General features: G+C 53.0%; 15 protein-coding genes and 1 rRNA gene. 8 read left to right on the plus strand and 8 right to left on the minus strand.

Going from position 1 to position 17858, the window contains the following annotated elements; translation table 11 throughout:
- Positions 1-100 precede the first annotated feature (100 nt).
- Positions 101-216 (plus strand): 5S ribosomal RNA (gene rrf / locus H2Z33_RS08040).
- 99 nt (positions 217-315) lie between these two features.
- On the opposite strand, the gene mobB is transcribed toward rrf, so the two are convergent.
- Positions 316-819, minus strand: coding sequence for a molybdopterin-guanine dinucleotide biosynthesis protein MobB (gene mobB / locus H2Z33_RS08045; RefSeq protein WP_063135498.1), 504 nt, complete (start codon positions 817-819; stop codon positions 316-318).
- Complete coding sequence (gene mobA / locus H2Z33_RS08050) at positions 816-1400, minus strand: molybdenum cofactor guanylyltransferase MobA (RefSeq protein ID WP_017694040.1); 585 nt, start codon at positions 1398-1400, stop codon at positions 816-818. Before mobA ends, mobB begins: the two co-directional genes overlap by 4 nt.
- Positions 1401-1468: 68 nt before the next feature.
- Between mobA and H2Z33_RS08055 the strand changes: the two genes are divergently transcribed.
- The 3 genes from H2Z33_RS08055 to dsbA all read left to right on the plus strand — a co-directional run bounded on the left by H2Z33_RS08055 (position 1469) and on the right by dsbA (position 3451).
- A complete protein-coding gene (locus H2Z33_RS08055) occupies positions 1469-1738 on the plus strand; it encodes a YihD family protein (protein WP_003861904.1) in 270 nt (89 codons plus the stop codon).
- Between the two features lie 75 nt (positions 1739-1813).
- On the plus strand, positions 1814-2800 hold the full coding sequence (locus H2Z33_RS08060; protein ID WP_023295647.1) for a serine/threonine protein kinase: 987 nt from the start codon (positions 1814-1816) through the stop codon (positions 2798-2800).
- A 27-nt stretch (positions 2801-2827) separates the two neighbouring features.
- Positions 2828-3451 carry a thiol:disulfide interchange protein DsbA gene (gene dsbA / locus H2Z33_RS08065; RefSeq protein ID WP_015569896.1) on the plus strand — a complete coding sequence of 208 codons (624 nt, stop codon included), beginning with the start codon at positions 2828-2830 and terminating at the stop codon, positions 3449-3451.
- 22 nt (positions 3452-3473) lie between these two features.
- Here dsbA and H2Z33_RS08070 read toward each other — a convergent pair whose 3' ends face one another.
- On the minus strand, positions 3474-4382 hold the full coding sequence (locus H2Z33_RS08070; RefSeq protein ID WP_026094355.1) for an acyltransferase: 909 nt from the start codon (positions 4380-4382) through the stop codon (positions 3474-3476).
- Positions 4383-4821: 439 nt separating this feature from the next.
- Here H2Z33_RS08070 and polA point away from each other — a divergent pair, with 439 nt between their 5' ends.
- Positions 4822-7614, plus strand: a complete 2793-nt coding sequence (polA, locus tag H2Z33_RS08075; RefSeq protein ID WP_063135499.1) for a DNA polymerase I — start codon at positions 4822-4824, stop codon at positions 7612-7614.
- A gap of 312 nt (positions 7615-7926) precedes the next feature.
- Here polA and yihA read toward each other — a convergent pair whose 3' ends face one another.
- Positions 7927-8556: a ribosome biogenesis GTP-binding protein YihA/YsxC gene (gene yihA, locus H2Z33_RS08080; protein WP_003861913.1), complete on the minus strand. Its 630-nt coding sequence runs from the start codon at positions 8554-8556 to the stop codon at positions 7927-7929.
- A gap of 579 nt (positions 8557-9135) precedes the next feature.
- Here yihA and yihI point away from each other — a divergent pair.
- Positions 9136-9651, plus strand: a complete 516-nt coding sequence (gene yihI, locus H2Z33_RS08085; protein ID WP_015569898.1) for a Der GTPase-activating protein YihI — start codon at positions 9136-9138, stop codon at positions 9649-9651.
- A gap of 188 nt (positions 9652-9839) precedes the next feature.
- Complete coding sequence (gene hemN, locus H2Z33_RS08090; RefSeq protein WP_032672240.1) at positions 9840-11213, plus strand: oxygen-independent coproporphyrinogen III oxidase; 1374 nt, start codon at positions 9840-9842, stop codon at positions 11211-11213.
- Positions 11214-11313: 100 nt separating this feature from the next.
- Here the strand turns inward: hemN and H2Z33_RS08095 are convergent, their stop codons facing one another.
- The 4 genes from H2Z33_RS08095 to glnA all read right to left on the minus strand — a co-directional run bounded on the left by H2Z33_RS08095 (position 11314) and on the right by glnA (position 15585).
- Positions 11314-11424, minus strand: coding sequence for a YshB family small membrane protein (locus tag H2Z33_RS08095; protein WP_017382667.1), 111 nt, complete (start codon positions 11422-11424; stop codon positions 11314-11316).
- A gap of 110 nt (positions 11425-11534) precedes the next feature.
- A complete protein-coding gene (gene glnG, locus H2Z33_RS08100; RefSeq protein WP_003861919.1) occupies positions 11535-12947 on the minus strand; it encodes a nitrogen regulation protein NR(I) in 1413 nt (470 codons plus the stop codon).
- A gap of 11 nt (positions 12948-12958) precedes the next feature.
- Complete coding sequence (gene glnL / locus H2Z33_RS08105; RefSeq protein ID WP_003861923.1) at positions 12959-14008, minus strand: nitrogen regulation protein NR(II); 1050 nt, start codon at positions 14006-14008, stop codon at positions 12959-12961.
- A gap of 167 nt (positions 14009-14175) precedes the next feature.
- Positions 14176-15585 (minus strand): glutamate--ammonia ligase, encoded by a 1410-nt coding sequence (gene glnA / locus H2Z33_RS08110; protein ID WP_003861925.1) that lies wholly within the window; start codon positions 15583-15585, stop codon positions 14176-14178.
- A gap of 377 nt (positions 15586-15962) precedes the next feature.
- Between glnA and typA the strand changes: the two genes are divergently transcribed.
- Positions 15963-17786: a ribosome-dependent GTPase TypA gene (typA, locus tag H2Z33_RS08115; RefSeq protein WP_006808726.1), complete on the plus strand. Its 1824-nt coding sequence runs from the start codon at positions 15963-15965 to the stop codon at positions 17784-17786.
- The last annotated feature ends 72 nt before the right edge of the window (positions 17787-17858 follow it).

Genomic DNA, 17858 nt, shown 5'->3' on the forward strand with positions numbered 1-17858 from the left:
CTAACCGATACTAATGAACCGTGAGGCTTAACCTTACAACGCCGAAGGTGTTTTGGCGAAGAGACGAAATTTTCAGCCTGATACAGATTAACAGAATTTGCCTGGCGGCTGTAGCGCGGTGGTCCCACCTGACCCCATGCCGAACTCAGAAGTGAAACGCCGTAGCGCCGATGGTAGTGTGGGGTCTCCCCATGTGAGAGTAGGGAACTGCCAGGCATCAAACAAGTGAAGAGGCCATCCGGAAGGATGGCCTTTTTGCGTTTGTACGTCGAAAAACGGCAGGCCGGGCAAGGCGAAGCCGCCACCCGGCAGATCTCAGACTGCACACCACGCCAAAATAAACGCTGCAATCCCCTCCACATTATTCAAATCCAGAACCGGTACTTCCAGCGACAACGCAACGTCACTGGCCACGGCAATCACATGCTCATCCAGCATTAGTTCGCTAACATCATGCCCGGCGCCGTTTCTGAACAGCAAGATCTTAGGCACGGCCTCATGCTTAAACCCCTCAACCAGCACCAGATCCAGCGTGGAGTGATCCATCCGGCTGACAAGATAAACGAGATCCAGCGGTGCTTCATCCGGTGTTTCTGTCATTAACGCCCAGCGCTGGTTACTCGCCACCATCGTTTGTGCAGCGCCAGCCTTACGCAGCTCATAGCTATCTTTCCCCGGCTTATCGACATCCATGTTATGGTGCGTATGCTTAATCAATCCGGGACGAATGCCTTTGGCGCAAAGTGCAGGTATTACTTTTTTTAGCAGCGTAGTCTTCCCGGTGCCACTCCAGGCAGAGATCGCTAATACGGGTATCATTTCTTCTCCTGCATTATCTGCAAATCTTCCGTCGTGTTTACATTCACAAACGCCGATTTCATGTCGCTGAAATCAACGGAATGCCCTCCGGACTGACGCATAAATACCATGACGCGCCGCTCTCCTGCGGCCAGGTAATCTTCCAGCGCGGATATTAACGAGCGATTAATCAATGCGATCGTTGGATGGTCGCGTTCACCGTCGTGTACCCAGACGACGGGAGCACCACCGCGCCGCTGCACCAGACGTTCAACCAGGCAGGACGGGATGAAGGGCGTATCACAGGAACAAAAGAGAAACCACTCTCCATGCGACTGCTGCATAACGGAAAGCATTCCCGCCAGCGGACCGGGGTAGTCCACCAGGTTATCCTGATAAACCGGATACCCGCTGCGCTGATAAATATCAACATGTCGGTTAGCGCTGATCGCCATCGAGGACACCTGATCTGCAAGCGTATCAGCAACATGCTGCCATAATGGTGTGTTATTCAGGAGCTGAAGCCCCTTATCCTTTCCGCCCATACGCGTTGCCCTGCCCCCGGCCAGAACAACTCCGATGATTTCCTGGCATTGATTCACGAATATCGCCTCTTTTATTGTGGGATTGACCCTGCTAACGTGTCTCTCTAAATGAAAGGAGCACTACCATGAAATGTAAACGTCTTAATGAAGTCATTGAGCTTCTCCAGCCGGCCTGGCAAAAAGAGCCAGAGCTGAATCTGATGCAATTTTTACAGAAACTGGCGAAAGAGTCAGGTTTTGATGGCGAACTGGCAGACCTTTCTGACGACATCCTGATCTACCACCTGAAAATGCGTGACTCGGCTAAAGATGCTGTTATTCCTGGCATTCAGAAAGATTATGAAGAGGATTTTAAAACCGCATTACTGCGTGCCCGAGGCGTAATTAAAGAGTAAAAGCTTGTAAGCGGAGCCACCGAAATCGCCACAAGATGATATCCTGAATCATTCGTATAATTTCCGGATGATCGGATGAACGACCAGGCTTTTACTTTCCAGACACTACACCCGGATACCATTATGGATGCGCTGTTCGAACAGGGTATTCGGGTGGATTCCGGGTTAACCCCTTTAAACAGCTACGAAAACCGTGTCTACCAATTTCAGGACGAAGAGCGCCAGCGCTTTGTCGTAAAGTTTTACCGTCCACAGCGCTGGTCCGCAGAACAAATTCAGGAAGAGCATCAGTTTGCCCACGATCTGCTGGATGACGATGTTCCCGTTGCGGCACCCATTAAATTCAATAACCAAACGCTGCTGACCCATCAGGGCTTTTACTACGCGGTATTTCCGAGCCTGGGCGGAAGACAGTTTGAGGCAGATAATATCGATCAGATGGAATGGGTTGCCCGCTATCTGGGGCGCATTCATCAGACGGGACGTAAAAAACCGTTTGTTGCCCGTCCGACGATTGGTGTTCAGGAATATCTTATTGAGCCGCGACAGGTATTCGAAACATCGGCGCTGATCCCGAATGCGCTAAAGGATAATTTCCTCACGGCGACCGATAAGCTTATTGATGCTGTAAAAGCCTGCTGGCGGGATGATATTACTACTCTGCGCCTGCACGGTGACTGCCACGCCGGGAATATTCTCTGGCGCGATGGCCCACTATTTGTCGATCTTGATGACGCACGTATGGGACCCGCGGTGCAGGATCTGTGGATGCTGCTCAACGGTGATAAAGCCGAGCAGCGCATGCAGCTTGAGACCATAATTGAAGCTTATGAAGAATTTAGCCCCTTTAATTCAGACGAAATTGCCTTGATAGAACCTTTACGTGCGATGCGATTTGTTTATTATCTCGCGTGGTTAATCAGGCGTTGGGAAGACCCGGCTTTTCCCCGAAATTTCCCCTGGCTTACCGGGGAGGATTACTGGCGCAACCAGATATCCACATTTACCGCGCAGGTTAAGGTTCTACAGGAACCCCCTTTGCAATTAACGCCGATGTATTAATTGGACACACCCAGGAGAGAGTTAATCATGAAAAAAATTTGGCTGGCGCTGGCTGGTATGATTCTGGCATTTAGCGCAACTGCTGCGCAGTTTACCGACGGCAAGCAGTACATTACGCTGGACAAGCCTGTTGCTGGCGAGCCTCAGGTGTTGGAGTTCTTCTCCTTCTACTGCCCGCACTGCTACGAGTTTGAGCAGGTACTTCATGTTTCTGACAACGTGAAGAAAAAGCTGCCGGAAGGCACCAAAATGACGAAATACCACGTTGAGTTCCTTGGCCCACTGGGTAAAGATCTGACTCAGGCATGGGCGGTCGCGATTGCGCTGGGTGTGGAAGATAAGATCACCGCGCCTCTGTTTGAAGCCGTACAGAAAACCCAGACCGTACAAACTACGGCAGATATTCGTAAAGTGTTCGTGGATGCCGGTGTTAAAGGTGAAGACTACGACGCTGCGTGGAACAGTTTCGTGGTGAAATCTCTCGTGGCACAGCAGGAAAAAGCTGCCGCTGACTTCCAGTTGCAGGGCGTGCCGGCGATGTATGTTAACGGCAAATACCAGGTGAATATGCGTGGTATGGACACGACCAGCATGGATATCTTCGTACAACAGTACGCTGATACCGTGAAATACCTAGTTGAGAAAAAGTAACAAACATAAAGAAAAACGCCGGTCACTGACCGGCGTTTTTGTATGAAGATTTAATCTTAGCTATCTGCTCGTCTTTCTCTTTCCAGAGTGTATTAAGCCAAAGCTGGAAACGACGTTTGAAGTTTTTATCGTTGACATAATCCCCGTGCAGTTCAGTGCTGACGGGCATCAGATCAACGCGGACAACGATACGCGTCAGCCTGCCGCTGAGCATATCGTAGAACGGCGTCCTGTCATTTTCCGGATAGCAGAGCGTTACGTTCAACAATTTATCGAACTGCTCACCCAGCACGTTGAGCGCCATTGCGATGCCCGCAGCCTTTGGCGGCAACAGGTTCTGATAAGGAGAACGAGTCTGCTGGCGCTTCTCTTCGGTAAAGCGTGATCCTTCGACGAAGTTAACAATGGTGGTGGGATGCGCGCGAAACTTCTCGCAAGAACGGCGCGTGGTTTCCACGTCCTTACCGCGGCGTTCCGGATGACGAATTAAATAGCTGCGTGAATAGCGTTTCATAAACGGCATATCCAGCGCCCAGCAGGCCAGTCCAATGAAAGGCACCCAGGCCAGCTGCTGTTTCAGAAAGTATTTGTTCATCGGAATGTGTTTGCGAAACAGTACGCACAATACAACGATGTCGGCCCAGCTGTGGTGATTGCAGATCAGCAGATACCAGTTCTTTTTGTTCAGCTTCTCCAGCCCCTGAACATCCCACTTCAGCCAGGGGTTCAGATGCAGCAGGATCGCCAGCCCTTCACACCAGCAGTACATCATAAAATTACAAAAAGCAGACACCGCGCGCCATACCGGAGGGACAGGCAGCAGAAGTTTAATTATTCCGGCAACGATGATTGGCACAGAACAGGCGATGGTAACCAGAATAGTTAAAATGACGCTTAACCATAATGTTATCGCTGCGAGTATTCTCGACATAATGAATTTATTCAGATAGTTAGCTGTAATTGAGCAGCCGGCTATCCGGTGCTGGGCGCCGATCTTATCAGAAATTCGCTCAGACCAGGGCGGTTTCACACCAGGAGGCTGCGGCTTTTCCTGCCAGGCAGCGAATTTTTGCATATAGACAGAGTGCTTAAGTCTTATATCCACATAGACTAAATAAACATCAGTGAAGCGCGATCTTAAGTGATCTTATAGCAATGCTTTGATTTTATTAGATAAATAAGTTTTCAGTATCACTTTTATAAAGCTGTTATTCACCTGTATTAAAAATATGCACAAACTTATCCACAGTTTTGTTTTGCGAGCGATCTTCCCGATCGCAAAATCTTTTTCTGTATAAAGCGCTAAAACCTGATGTTTTCATCCTTCTGTGGCATCCTTTACCCATAAATTCATAAAAGGCACGGACATTATGGTTCAGATCCCAGAAAACCCACTTATACTCGTCGATGGCTCTTCTTACCTGTATCGGGCGTATCATGCGTTTCCTCCTCTGACCAACAGCGCAGGGGAACCTACCGGCGCAATGTACGGCGTGCTGAATATGCTTCGCAGCCTGATTCTGCAATACCACCCAACCCATGCGGCCGTGGTGTTTGATGCAAAGGGTAAAACCTTCCGCGATGAATTATTTGAGCATTACAAATCTCACCGTCCCCCTATGCCTGACGATCTGCGTGCGCAAATTGAACCGTTGCACGCTATGGTGAAAGCGATGGGGCTGCCACTGCTGGCGGTCTCAGGCGTTGAAGCTGATGACGTAATTGGTACCCTGGCGCGCGAAGCGGAAAAAGCAGGCCGCCCGGTTCTGATCAGTACCGGTGATAAAGACATGGCGCAGCTGGTAACGCCCGGGATCACGCTGATCAACACCATGACAAACACCATTCTTGGCCCGGAAGAAGTGGTCGCCAAATATGGCGTGCCGCCAGAGCTCATTATTGATTTCCTCGCCCTGATGGGCGATTCCTCGGATAACATTCCTGGCGTACCGGGCGTAGGCGAAAAAACAGCTCAGGCGCTGCTGCAAGGGCTGGGCGGGCTGGATACGCTGTATGCAGAACCCGACAAAATTGCCGGTCTTACCTTCCGTGGCGCAAAAACCATGGCCGGAAAGCTCGCCGATAACAAAGAGGTGGCTTATCTCTCCTATCAGTTGGCCACCATCAAAACTGACGTAGAGCTGGAGCTTACCTGCGAGCAGCTGGAAGTGCAGGAACCCGCCGCCGACGAACTGCTTGGCCTGTTCAGAAAATACGAATTTAAACGCTGGACCGCGGATGTTGAAGCCGGGAAATGGCTTCAGGCGAAAGGGGCTAAACCTGCGGCGAAGCCGAAAGAGACCATCGTTGTCAATGCCGAAGAGCAGGCAGAAGAAGAGGCGGCAGCGCTCTCCTTCGACAACTATGAAACCATCCTTGAAGAGTCACGGCTCATCGCCTGGATTGAAAAGCTGAAAAAAGCGCCAGTATTTGCTTTCGATACCGAAACGGACAGCCTTGATAACATTACGGCTAATATGGTGGGCCTGTCATTCGCAACGGAGCCGGGTATTGCAGCCTATGTTCCGGTGGCTCACGACTATCTGGATGCGCCGGAGCAAATCTCCCGCGAGCGCGCCTTAGAACTGCTGAAGCCGATTCTGGAAGACGAGAAAGTGCTGAAGGTTGGGCAAAACCTGAAGTACGACCGCGGTATTCTGCAAAACTACGGCATTGAGCTGCGTGGTATCGCTTTTGACACCATGCTGGAATCTTACATTCTGGACAGCGTGGCGGGCCGCCATGATATGGATTCCTTATCCGATCGTTGGCTGAAACACAAAACCATCACCTTTGAAGAAATTGCCGGTAAGGGCAAAAATCAGCTGACCTTTAACCAGATCGCGCTGGAAGAAGCAGGCCGCTACGCCGCGGAAGACGCTGACGTCACGCTACAGCTGCATCTCAAAATGTGGCCGAAATTGCAGAAGCACGAAGGGCCGCTGAATGTGTTCCAGAACATTGAGATGCCGCTGGTGCCTGTGCTGTCCCGCATTGAGCGCAATGGCGTTAAAATCGACCCAACGGTGCTGCATAACCACTCTGGTGAGCTGGCGCAGCGCCTGACCGAGCTTGAACAGAAAGCGCATGAGCTTGCTGGCGAGGCATTTAACCTGTCTTCACCGAAACAGCTGCAAACCATCCTGTTTGAAAAACAGGGTATCAAGCCGCTGAAGAAAACCCCGGGTGGCGCCCCTTCAACGTCTGAAGAGGTGCTGGAAGAGCTGGCGCTGGACTATCCGCTGCCAAAAGTTATTCTGCAATACCGTGGTCTGGCTAAGCTGAAATCGACCTATACCGACAAACTGCCGTTGATGATCAACCCGAAAACGGGCCGCGTGCACACCTCCTATCACCAGGCTGTGGCGGCGACCGGGCGACTTTCGTCAACCGATCCTAACCTTCAGAACATTCCGGTGCGTAATGAAGAGGGCCGCCGTATTCGCCAGGCTTTCATTGCGCCAGAGGATTATCTGATTGTCTCCGCGGACTACTCGCAAATCGAACTGCGTATTATGGCGCATCTGTCACGCGACAAAGGCCTGCTGACGGCCTTTGCCGAAGGGAAGGACATCCACCGGGCAACCGCTGCCGAAGTGTTTGGGCTGGCGCTGGAGAGCGTGACAAACGAGCAGCGTCGTAGTGCAAAAGCGATCAACTTCGGTCTGATTTACGGCATGAGTGCCTTTGGTCTTTCACGCCAGCTCAATATCCCGCGTAAAGAGTCGCAGAAGTATATGGATCTCTACTTCGAGCGGTATCCGGGCGTACTGGAATATATGGAACGTACCCGCGCGCAGGCGAAAGAGAAAGGCTACGTTGAAACGCTGGATGGCCGTCGTCTCTACCTTCCGGATATCAAATCCAGCAACGCCGCGCGCCGGGCTGGTGCTGAACGTGCTGCGATCAACGCCCCCATGCAGGGCACTGCGGCGGACATCATTAAACGCGCAATGATCGCTGTCGATGCCTGGCTCGAAAAAGAGAAGCCGCGCGTGAAAATGATCATGCAGGTACACGATGAACTGGTCTTTGAAGTTCATAAAGACGATCTGGATACGGTCTCTCAGAAGATCCATGAACTGATGGAAAACAGCATGAAGCTGGACGTTCCGTTGCTGGTGGAAGTGGGTAGCGGCGAAAACTGGGATCAGGCTCACTAAGGGTTAACGGAATAACGCGCGTTTTATGTAAGTAAGCAACATAAGTACGCGCGTTTTGTGACGATCATTAGAATTCCCTATGTAAAGAATGAAAAAAAACTACAAAAAGTGCTTTGTCCAGCGATAAAAAAAGAGTAGAGTTAACGACGTAGGGTACAGAGGTAAGATGTTCTATCTTTCAGACCTTTTACTTCACGTAATCGGATTTGGCTGAATATTTTAGCCGCCCCAGTCAGTAATGACTGGGGCGTTTTTTATTGCGGCAAAGAAAGTTTCTGGCAAAAAAAAGCGCGGTCATCGCCGCGCCTGTTGTTACTCTGCTTCCGCTTCAGTCGCCGGTTCCAGATCGTTAAACCAGCTGTCGAGCTTCTGTCGCAGTTTATCCACGCCCTGCTTTTTCAGCGAGGAGAACGGTTCAACCTGTACATCACCGTTGAATGCCAGCACCGCTTCACGAACCTTGTTCACCTGCGCCTTGCGCGCGCCGCTTGCCAGCTTATCCGCTTTTGTCAGCAGCACCAGCACCGCAATATCGCTTGCCACCGCCCAGTCAATCATCTGCTGGTCGAGATCTTTTAGCGGATGACGAATATCCATTAGCACCACCAGACCTTTCAGACACATGCGTTTTTCCAGGTATTCGCCCAGCGCACGCTGCCATTTGATCTTCATCTCTTCCGGTACCTGCGCGTAACCGTAGCCCGGTAAATCGACCAGGCGTTTGCCTTCAGCCACTTCAAACAGGTTAATCAGCTGAGTACGGCCAGGTGTTTTCGAGGTACGCGCCAGGTTTTTCTGATTGGTGAGCGTATTCAAGGCACTGGATTTTCCCGCATTGGAGCGGCCAGCAAATGCCACTTCAATCCCTGTGTCTGAGGGCAGGTGGCGAATATCGGGCGCACTGGTGACAAAATGCGTCTGTTGGTAGTTCCAGGTAGTCACGTGGTCGTCTCCAAAAATCGTAATCTGCGGGGATTATACCTGAATGCGGGCAAAAGGCTTTTCCCTTCGTCATTGACATGTAAGTGAAAGCCCTACGGAATGTAAGAGATCTGCTCTTAAGCGTATGAGAAATTTAAGAGAAATCGCAGGCGCTAAAAAACTCAAAATATTAAAATTCAAAGAGTTATTAATGAGTAATTATCTGAAAATCCGGTTTTGTACCTTTTCATAGCTTGTTAGTTTAAGGGAACAAGGTAAAGTGTGTGCCAGGGCGAGGATGCCAACAGGATAACGACTTAAGGATAAGGGTCAGGAGCGCCAGGAGGCGAAGACTCAGGATTGTCAGGACGACCGGCGCCTGGAGGCGTTTTTAACAGGAAACGGAACCGTATCACGGACGGTAGTAGCCAAGGGATAAACAGGGTTTGTTGCAGGCAAACAGGGAATGTCTGACCCGTTAAGGGTTGTGAGTCAGGAAAAAAGGCGACAGATTGCTCTGTCGCCTTTTTTCTTTGCTTGCTTTCTGCTAGATTTCGCCGCAATTCTATACTGAAGAAAACGACTTAAAGATAAAACATCATGAAAAAACCGACCTCCGCTGCGGGCGTGAAACGCCCTGCAAAAGCACGCCGCAAAACGCGCGAAGAACTGAATCAGGAAGCGCGCGATCGCAAACGCGATAAAAAACATCGTGGCCATGCTGCGGGTAGCCGTGCTAACGGTGGCGGTGCCGCAGGCGCTTCTGCAAAAGGCAAACAGCAGAAAGATCCTCGTATCGGCAGTAAAACTCCCATTCCTCTGGGCGTGACAGACACGCCGGTCACTAAGCAGCACAAACCAAAGAGCGAGAAACCTATGCTTTCACCGCAGGCTGAGCTGGATATGCTGGAGAACGATGAGCGCCTGGATGCGCTGCTGGAACGTCTTGAAGAGGGTGAAACCCTGACCGCTGAAGAGCAGTCCTGGGTGGACGCCAAACTGGACCGCATTGATGAACTGATGCAGAAGCTGGGTCTGTCCTACGATGATGAAGAAGACGAAGAGGAAGACGAAAAGCAGGAAGATATGATGCGTCTGCTGAAAGGTGGAAACTAACATTTGCACCCGGCAGGTACACTCGTCCTGCTTATAACCCTTCCGGTTATATGTTATCTGGTGTGGTTATTCGTTAAACTACGGCGGTTGTCGCGGCGACAGAAGTGGCTGCGCACCCGAATGATGTCCCGCAACGGGACCAGAAGGGGCCGCCGTATACGAACGCGACACCAACGGAAGGAGTGAGCATGTCTGTACCATCTATCGACTGGGATTTGGCCCTGATCCAGAAATATAACTATTCCGGGCCGCGTTATACCTCATACCCCACCGCGCTGGAGTTTTCTGACGCTTTCGGCGAGGCGGATTTTCAGCAAGCTGTGGCGCGCTATCCCGAGCGCCCGCTGTCGCTCTACGTCCATATTCCGTTCTGCCATAAGCTCTGCTACTTCTGCGGCTGCAATAAAATCGTTACCCGCCAGCAGCACAAAGCCGATCAATACCTCGATGCGCTCGAACAGGAAATTCTGCACCGCGCACCGCTGTTTAAAGGGCGTCACGTCAGCCAGCTTCACTGGGGCGGTGGTACGCCAACCTATCTGAATAAAGCGCAGATCAGCCGCCTGATGGCGCTGCTGCGCGGCAATTTTAGTTTTAACGACGACGCCGAAATTTCGATCGAGGTCGATCCGCGTGAAATCGAGCTGGATGTGCTGGATCATTTACGCGCCGAAGGTTTCAACCGCCTGAGTATGGGCGTACAGGACTTCAACAAAGAAGTACAGCGCCTGGTAAACCGCGAGCAGGACGAAGCGTTTATCTTTGCCTTACTCAACCATGCGCGTGAAATCGGCTTTACCTCAACGAATATAGACCTGATTTACGGCCTGCCGAAGCAGACGCCGGAGAGCTTCGCCTACACGCTTAAACGCGTGGCTGAGCTTAACCCGGACCGTCTGAGCGTCTTTAACTATGCGCACCTGCCGACGCTGTTCGCCGCTCAGCGCAAAATCAAAGATGCGGATCTGCCTTCCGCCCAGCAGAAGCTGGACATATTGCAGGAGACCATCGCCTCGCTGACCGAAACCGGCTATCAGTTTATCGGAATGGATCACTTTGCCCGCCCTGACGATGAACTGGCGATTGCCCAGCGCGAAGGTGTTCTCCACCGTAACTTCCAGGGCTACACCACCCAGGGCGATACCGATCTGCTCGGAATGGGCGTCTCCGCCATCAGCATGATTGGCGACTGCTACGCCCAGAATCAGAAAGAGCTGAAGCTGTACTATCAGCAGATAGACGAAACCGGCAACGCGCTGTGGCGCGGCATTGCGCTAACGCGCGACGACTGCATCCGTCGGGACGTAATTAAGGCGCTTATCTGCAACTTCCGTCTCGAATTTCGCGAGGTGGAGTCGCAATGGGATCTGCAATTCAGCGATTACTTTGCCGAAGACCTGAAGCTTCTGGCGCCGCTGGCGAAAGACGGGCTGGTGGATGTGTCGGAGAGTGCGGTTGTCGTCACGCCGAAAGGACGTCTGTTGATTCGTAATATCTGCATGTGCTTCGATGCCTATCTGCGTCAGAAGGCGCGTTTCCAGCAGTTCTCGCGGGTGATTTGAGCTGTAATGCCGGGTGGCGGCTTTGCCTTACCCGGCCTACTTAAGTGCGAGATGTAGGCCGGGTAAGCGAAGCGCCACCCGGCTTTTCATCGACAGCTCGTTAGCTAAACAGCCCAACCAGTGCCGCACACAATACCGCCGCAACGGCAGTTTGTGGCGTGTGGCTTTCTGCTGCTCCGCTCGAAAGCAAAGTCACTAATGATTCCAGCATGATGCTCCCCCCTGTTTCCGGGCACGATCATACAAAACTCATCGGAACAGTAAAGCGCAAAATAACGGCACTTTGCGCTCAATTAGTAACCTTTACACAGCGGAGTAAGATCACTCCATTCCCAGCTCTTTCAGCTTGCGCGTCAGGGTGTTTCGACCCCATCCCAACAGGCGAGCCGCTTCCTGTTTGTGGCCCTGGGTATGACGAAGCGCGGTAGTCAACAGCGTGCGCTCCATCTCAGGCTGCGCTTCGGAGAGCAGATTTTGATGACCGGAACGCAGCGCGCGATCTGCCCACTGCGCCAGCAGCGTCGCCCAGCTGTCCGGCAGCGCATGTCCGGCGGTGCTTTCGGGCACGGTGGCTTCAAACAGCTCGGCGGGGAGATCCTGAATCAACACTTCCTGTCCGGCGGCCATCACGGTCAGCCAGCGACAGGTGTTTTCCAGCTGACGCACGTTGCCCGGCCACGCCAGACGGGTGAGGGCGGCATCCGTTTCCGGATGAAGCTGCTTGGCTTCCACGCCCAGCTCGCGGGCCGCCACTTGCAGGAAATGGCGCGCCAGACGCGGGATATCTTCACGACGCTCGCGCAGCGGCGGGAGGTGGACGCGGATCACGTTCAGACGATGGAATAAATCCTCACGGAATTTCCCCTCCTGCACGCGCAGCTCCAGGTTCTGATGCGTCGCGGCAATAATACGCACGTCCACCTTCACCGGCGCATAGCCGCCCACGCGGTAAAACTGGCCATCTGCCAGCACGCGCAGCAGTCGGGTCTGAACATCCAGCGGCATATCGCCGATTTCATCCAGGAATAGCGTTCCGCCGTCAGCCTGTTCAAAGCGTCCCTGACGAATGGTATTTGCCCCGGTAAACGCCCCTTTTTCGTGGCCGAACAGCTCAGATTCAATCAAATCTTTGGGGATCGCCGCCATGTTCAGGGCGATGAAAGGCGCTTTCGCCCGCGGGCTGTGGCGATGCAGGGCGTGCGCAACCAGCTCTTTACCGGTCCCTGATTCACCGTTAATCAAGACGCTGATAGACGAGCGCGACAGACGCCCGATGATGCGAAACACGTCCTGCATGGCTGGCGCTTCACCGATGATGTCCGTCGTAGGCCCGAAATCCGGCGCGTGGCGGGGCTGCTGTTGCTCCTGATAGTGGCTGATGGCGCGTTCGACCAGGGCAACGGCTTCGTCGATATCAAACGGTTTTGGCAGGTAATCAAACGCCCCCTGCTGGTAGGCGCTAACGGCGGCATCTAGGTCGGAGTGGGCGGTCATTATGATGACCGGAAGCATGGGGTGGCGCTGTTTGATCTGCTTTAAGAGCGCCAGTCCGTCCATGCCCGGCATGCGAATATCCGAGAGCAGAACGTCCGGCGTTTTGGTGGTGAGTGCGTCGAGCACTTCGCTACCGCTCTCAAACGTCGTGCAGCTTAATCCCGCTCCTGTGAGCGCGCGTTCAAGCACCCAACGGATGGAGCTATCGTCATCGACTACCCAGACTATCCCTCGTTGCATAAACGTCACCTTTATTTTTTAATCGGCAGGAAAACCGAAAACTCGGTATGTCCCGGCCAACTGGTAAATTCAATTTTGCCGGAGTGTTGGTCAATCAAATTACGGGCTATGGATAACCCCAGCCCGGTGCCGCCTTCGCGACCGCTGACCATCGGGTAGAACAGGGTGTCCTGGAGATGCGGCGGGATCCCCGGCCCGTTATCTTCCACATCAATACGTGCCGCCAGACGATAACGCACGCCGTGCAGCGTCAGCTGGAACGCGGTGCGGGTACGCAGAATAATTTCGCCACCCTCCGGGCCAAGCGCCTGCAACGCGTTACGCACAATGTTCAACAGCACCTGTTCAATCTGGTCCGGATCGTGCGCCAGCTCCGGCAGGCTTGGGTCGTAATCACGCACCAGCGTGACGTTATCCGGCAGCTCCATAGAGACGAGTTTCACCACCCGCTCCGCGACCTTGTGAATGCTTTCTGACACATGCATCCCCGGCTGCTGCGGCCCGAGCAGGCGATCGACCAGATTACGCAGACGGTCCGCCTGCTCGATAATGACGTTGGTATACTCCGCCAGGGCAGGGTCAGGCAGCGCTTTGGTCAAAAGCTGTGCCGCACCGCGTAAGCCGCCCAGCGGGTTTTTAATTTCATGAGCCAGCCCGCGTACCAGGTCGCGCGCCGCAATCTGCTGAGCATGCTGTAGCTGCTCCTGGCTGAGACGACGCTGGTTATCCATCGGCGCCATTTCCAGCAGAATCATGCCATCTGGCAGGCGCTGTGCGGTGAGGGACAAAATATGCGAGCGTCCGTCAATCACCAGCGTCACTTCGTTATCGGTGAAGCCCTGACCCGCCTGCAAACTCTCCTGCATCAGACCAATATTCAGCGAGAAATAGCTCAGCAGTTCAGGCAGCGGCGTGCCAAACAGTTTACGGGCGCTTTGAGCGAGCAGCTGCTGCGCCGCCGGGTTGGCGTAATGCACCGCCAGCTCGTCGTCGACCAGCAAGATACTGTTAATCAAAGAATTGAGGATCTGCCCAGCATCGGGCAGCGTGCCAGTTGCCATTCAGCAGTCTCCTGGAGTCGTTGCACTATTTTAGTGCAGTATAGCGTTTTAGAGGTAAAAAGCGCGTGAGATCAGGTTGTTGGTGGAGAAAAAAGCCCATCCGAAGATGGGCTAAAGTTTCCACGGCAACTACTCCCGACGCGTATGCGCCGGGTAAAACAAATCAATTAAACGCTGTAGTACAGTTCGAACTCAACCGGGTGCGGCGTCATGCGAACGCGGTCGTTTTCTTCGGTACGCAGCGCGATGTAAGCGTCGATTGCTTCATCGGTGAACACGCCGCCAGCGGTCAGGAACTCACGGTCTGCGTCCAGCGCTTGCAGGGCTTCTTCCAGCGAGCCAGCGACCTGTGGGATCTCTTTCGCTTCTTCTGGCGGCAGGTCGTACAGGTTTTTGTCCATGGCTTCGCCCGGGTGGATCTTGTTCTTGATACCGTCCAGACCGGCCATCAGCAGTGCTGCGAAGCACAGGTATGGGTTAGCCGCCGGGTCCGGGAAGCGCACTTCGATACGACGCGCTTTCGGAGACGCCACCACCGGGATACGGATAGAAGCAGAACGGTTACGGGCAGAGTACGCCAGCATCACCGGTGCTTCGTAGCCTGGGACCAGACGCTTGTAGGAGTTGGTGGTCGGGTTCGCCAGGGCGTTGATCGCTTTAGCGTGTTTGATAACACCGCCGATGTAGTGCAGCGCCTGCTCAGACAGACCCGCGTATTTGTCGCCAGAGAACAGGTTGGTGCCGTTCTTGGACAGGGACATGTGGCAGTGCATGCCGGAACCGTTGTCGCCGAACATGGGTTTTGGCATGAAGGTCGCGGTTTTACCGAAACGGTGCGCAACGTTGTGCACAACGTATTTGTAGATCTGAATCTCATCCGCTTTTTTGGTCATGGTGTTGAAGCGGGTTGCGATTTCGTTCTGGCCAGCCGTTGCCACTTCGTGGTGGTGCGCTTCAACAACCAGGCCCATCTCTTCCATGATCAGACACATGGTAGAACGGATGTCCTGTGAAGAATCGACCGGAGGAACCGGGAAGTAACCGCCTTTCACGCCCGGACGGTGACCTTTGTTACCACCTTCGTATTTGGTGGAAGAGTTCCATGCGCCTTCGATGTCATCGATAGCGACGTGGGAACCAGAAATGGAAGCACCAAAACGGATGTCATCGAACAGGAAGAACTCTGGCTCTGGCCCGAACAGAACGGTGTCTGCGATACCGGTAGAACGCAGGTACTCTTCAGCGCGTTTTGCGATGGAGCGTGGGTCACGGTCATAGCCTTGCAGCGTGCCAGGTTCCAGGATATCGCAGCGGATGATCAGCGTAGGTTCTTCGTAGAACGGGTCAATGAGCGCAGTGGTTGCATCTGGCATCAGAACCATGTCGGATTCGTTAATGCCTTTCCAGCCGCCAATGGAGGAGCCGTCAAACATTTTGCCTTCTTCAAAGAATTCGGCGTTCACCTGATGAGCAGGGATCGTGACGTGCTGTTCTTTACCTTTGGTATCGGTGAAGCGCAGATCAACAAACTTCACTTCATGTTCGTTCAGCATCGTCAAAACGTGTTCAGCGGACATACTTAACTCTCCAGATTGGTCATTGTCGTCGTGGTAACGAGGTCTTCAAATCGGCTGGGCTGCCATATTTTTACTGTATTTCTGTAAAGCGAAATCTGTGCCAACTTTTAAAACACCCCAAAAAGGCGTTATCATGCGCACCATAGTGCAGAAGGGCTGCACCACATTGGATTTGTTGCACCATTATAGTGCTTCTGTGTGAACATCGAGCACCATATTGGTGCAATTTACGTTAAAGTGCCCTTTTACCGCTCCGTGAAAGCGATCACAAAGCATCTCTGCAATACTTGTTTGCGGGGGATGTTTGTGATCCTGTTTTGTAGTGCGATTAATCCGTGTACAATAACGCGCTATTTCTAAATGCCTGAGGCAAAGTTGTGATCGAAAAATTGCGTAATATCGCCATCATCGCGCACGTCGACCATGGTAAAACTACCCTGGTTGATAAGCTGCTACAGCAGTCCGGTACGTTTGATGCTCGTGCCGAAACTCAAGAGCGTGTGATGGACTCCAACGATTTGGAGAAAGAGCGTGGGATTACCATCCTCGCCAAAAACACCGCTATCAAATGGAATGACTACCGTATCAACATCGTTGATACCCCAGGGCACGCCGACTTCGGTGGTGAAGTTGAGCGCGTGATGTCCATGGTGGATTCCGTGCTGCTGGTGGTTGACGCATTTGATGGCCCTATGCCGCAAACGCGCTTCGTGACCAAAAAAGCATTTGCCCACGGCCTGAAACCTATCGTTGTGATCAACAAGGTTGACCGTCCTGGCGCGCGTCCTGACTGGGTTGTTGACCAGGTCTTCGACCTGTTCGTTAACCTCGACGCGACCGACGAACAGCTGGACTTCCCTATCGTTTATGCGTCTGCGCTGAACGGTATCGCCGGTCTGGATCACGAAGACATGGCGGAAGACATGACTCCGCTGTACCAGACGATTGTTGACCGCGTTCCTGCGCCAAACGTTGACCTGGAAGGCACCCTGCAAATGCAGATCTCTCAGCTCGACTACAACAACTACGTTGGCGTAATCGGCATTGGTCGTATCAAGCGCGGTAAAGTGAAGCCTAACCAGCAGGTCACTATCATCGATAGCGAAGGCAAAACCCGTAACGGTAAAGTCGGTAAAGTTCTGACTCACCTGGGTCTTGAGCGTATCGAGAGCGACATCGCTGAAGCGGGCGACATCATCGCCATCACCGGTCTGGGTGAACTGAACATCTCCGACACCATCTGCGATCCGCAGAACGTCGAAGCGCTGCCAGCCCTGTCCGTTGATGAACCAACCGTATCCATGTTCTTCAACGTCAACACCTCTCCGTTCTGTGGTAAAGAGGGTAAGTTTGTTACCTCTCGTCAGATCCTTGACCGCCTGAACAAAGAGCTGGTGCACAACGTTGCGCTGCGCGTTGAAGAAACCGAAGACGCTGATGCATTCCGCGTTTCGGGTCGTGGTGAGCTGCACCTGTCTGTTCTGATTGAGAACATGCGTCGTGAAGGTTTCGAGATGGCGGTTTCCCGTCCGAAAGTTATCTTCCGCGAAATCGATGGCCGTAAACAAGAGCCATTCGAAAACGTAACGCTGGACGTTGAAGAGCAGCACCAGGGTTCTGTGATGCAGGCACTGGGTGAGCGTAAAGGCGACCTGAAAAACATGAATCCAGATGGCAAAGGCCGCGTACGTCTCGACTACGTGATCCCAAGCCGTGGCCTGATCGGCTTCCGTTCTGAGTTCATGACCATGACTTCCGGTACCGGTCTGCTGTACTCCACCTTCAGCCACTACGACGACGTTCGTCCGGGCGAAGTGGGCCAGCGTAACAACGGCGTGCTGATCTCCAACGGTCAGGGTAAAGCGGTTGCGTTTGCGCTGTTCGGTTTGCAGGATCGCGGTAAGCTGTTCCTGGGCCACGGTGCTGAAGTTTACGAAGGCCAGATCATCGGTATTCACAGCCGATCTAACGACCTGACGGTAAACTGCCTGACCGGTAAGAAACTGACCAACATGCGTGCGTCCGGTACTGACGAAGCAACGGTTCTGGTTCCACCGATCAAGATGACGCTGGAGCAGGCTCTGGAATTCATCGATGATGACGAACTGGTCGAAGTGACGCCTCAGTCAATTCGTATCCGTAAACGTCACCTGACCGAGAACGATCGTAAACGTGCAATGCGCGGTGCGAAAGAAGAGTAATTCGGTTATGCCGTAGGCCGGGTAAGCGCATGCGCCACCTGGCAACGAAAAAGCCGCTGAGCGATCAGCGGC

Source organism: Enterobacter sp. YSU (genome assembly GCF_016082135.1).
Taxonomy (GTDB): domain Bacteria; phylum Pseudomonadota; class Gammaproteobacteria; order Enterobacterales; family Enterobacteriaceae; genus Enterobacter; species Enterobacter hormaechei_C.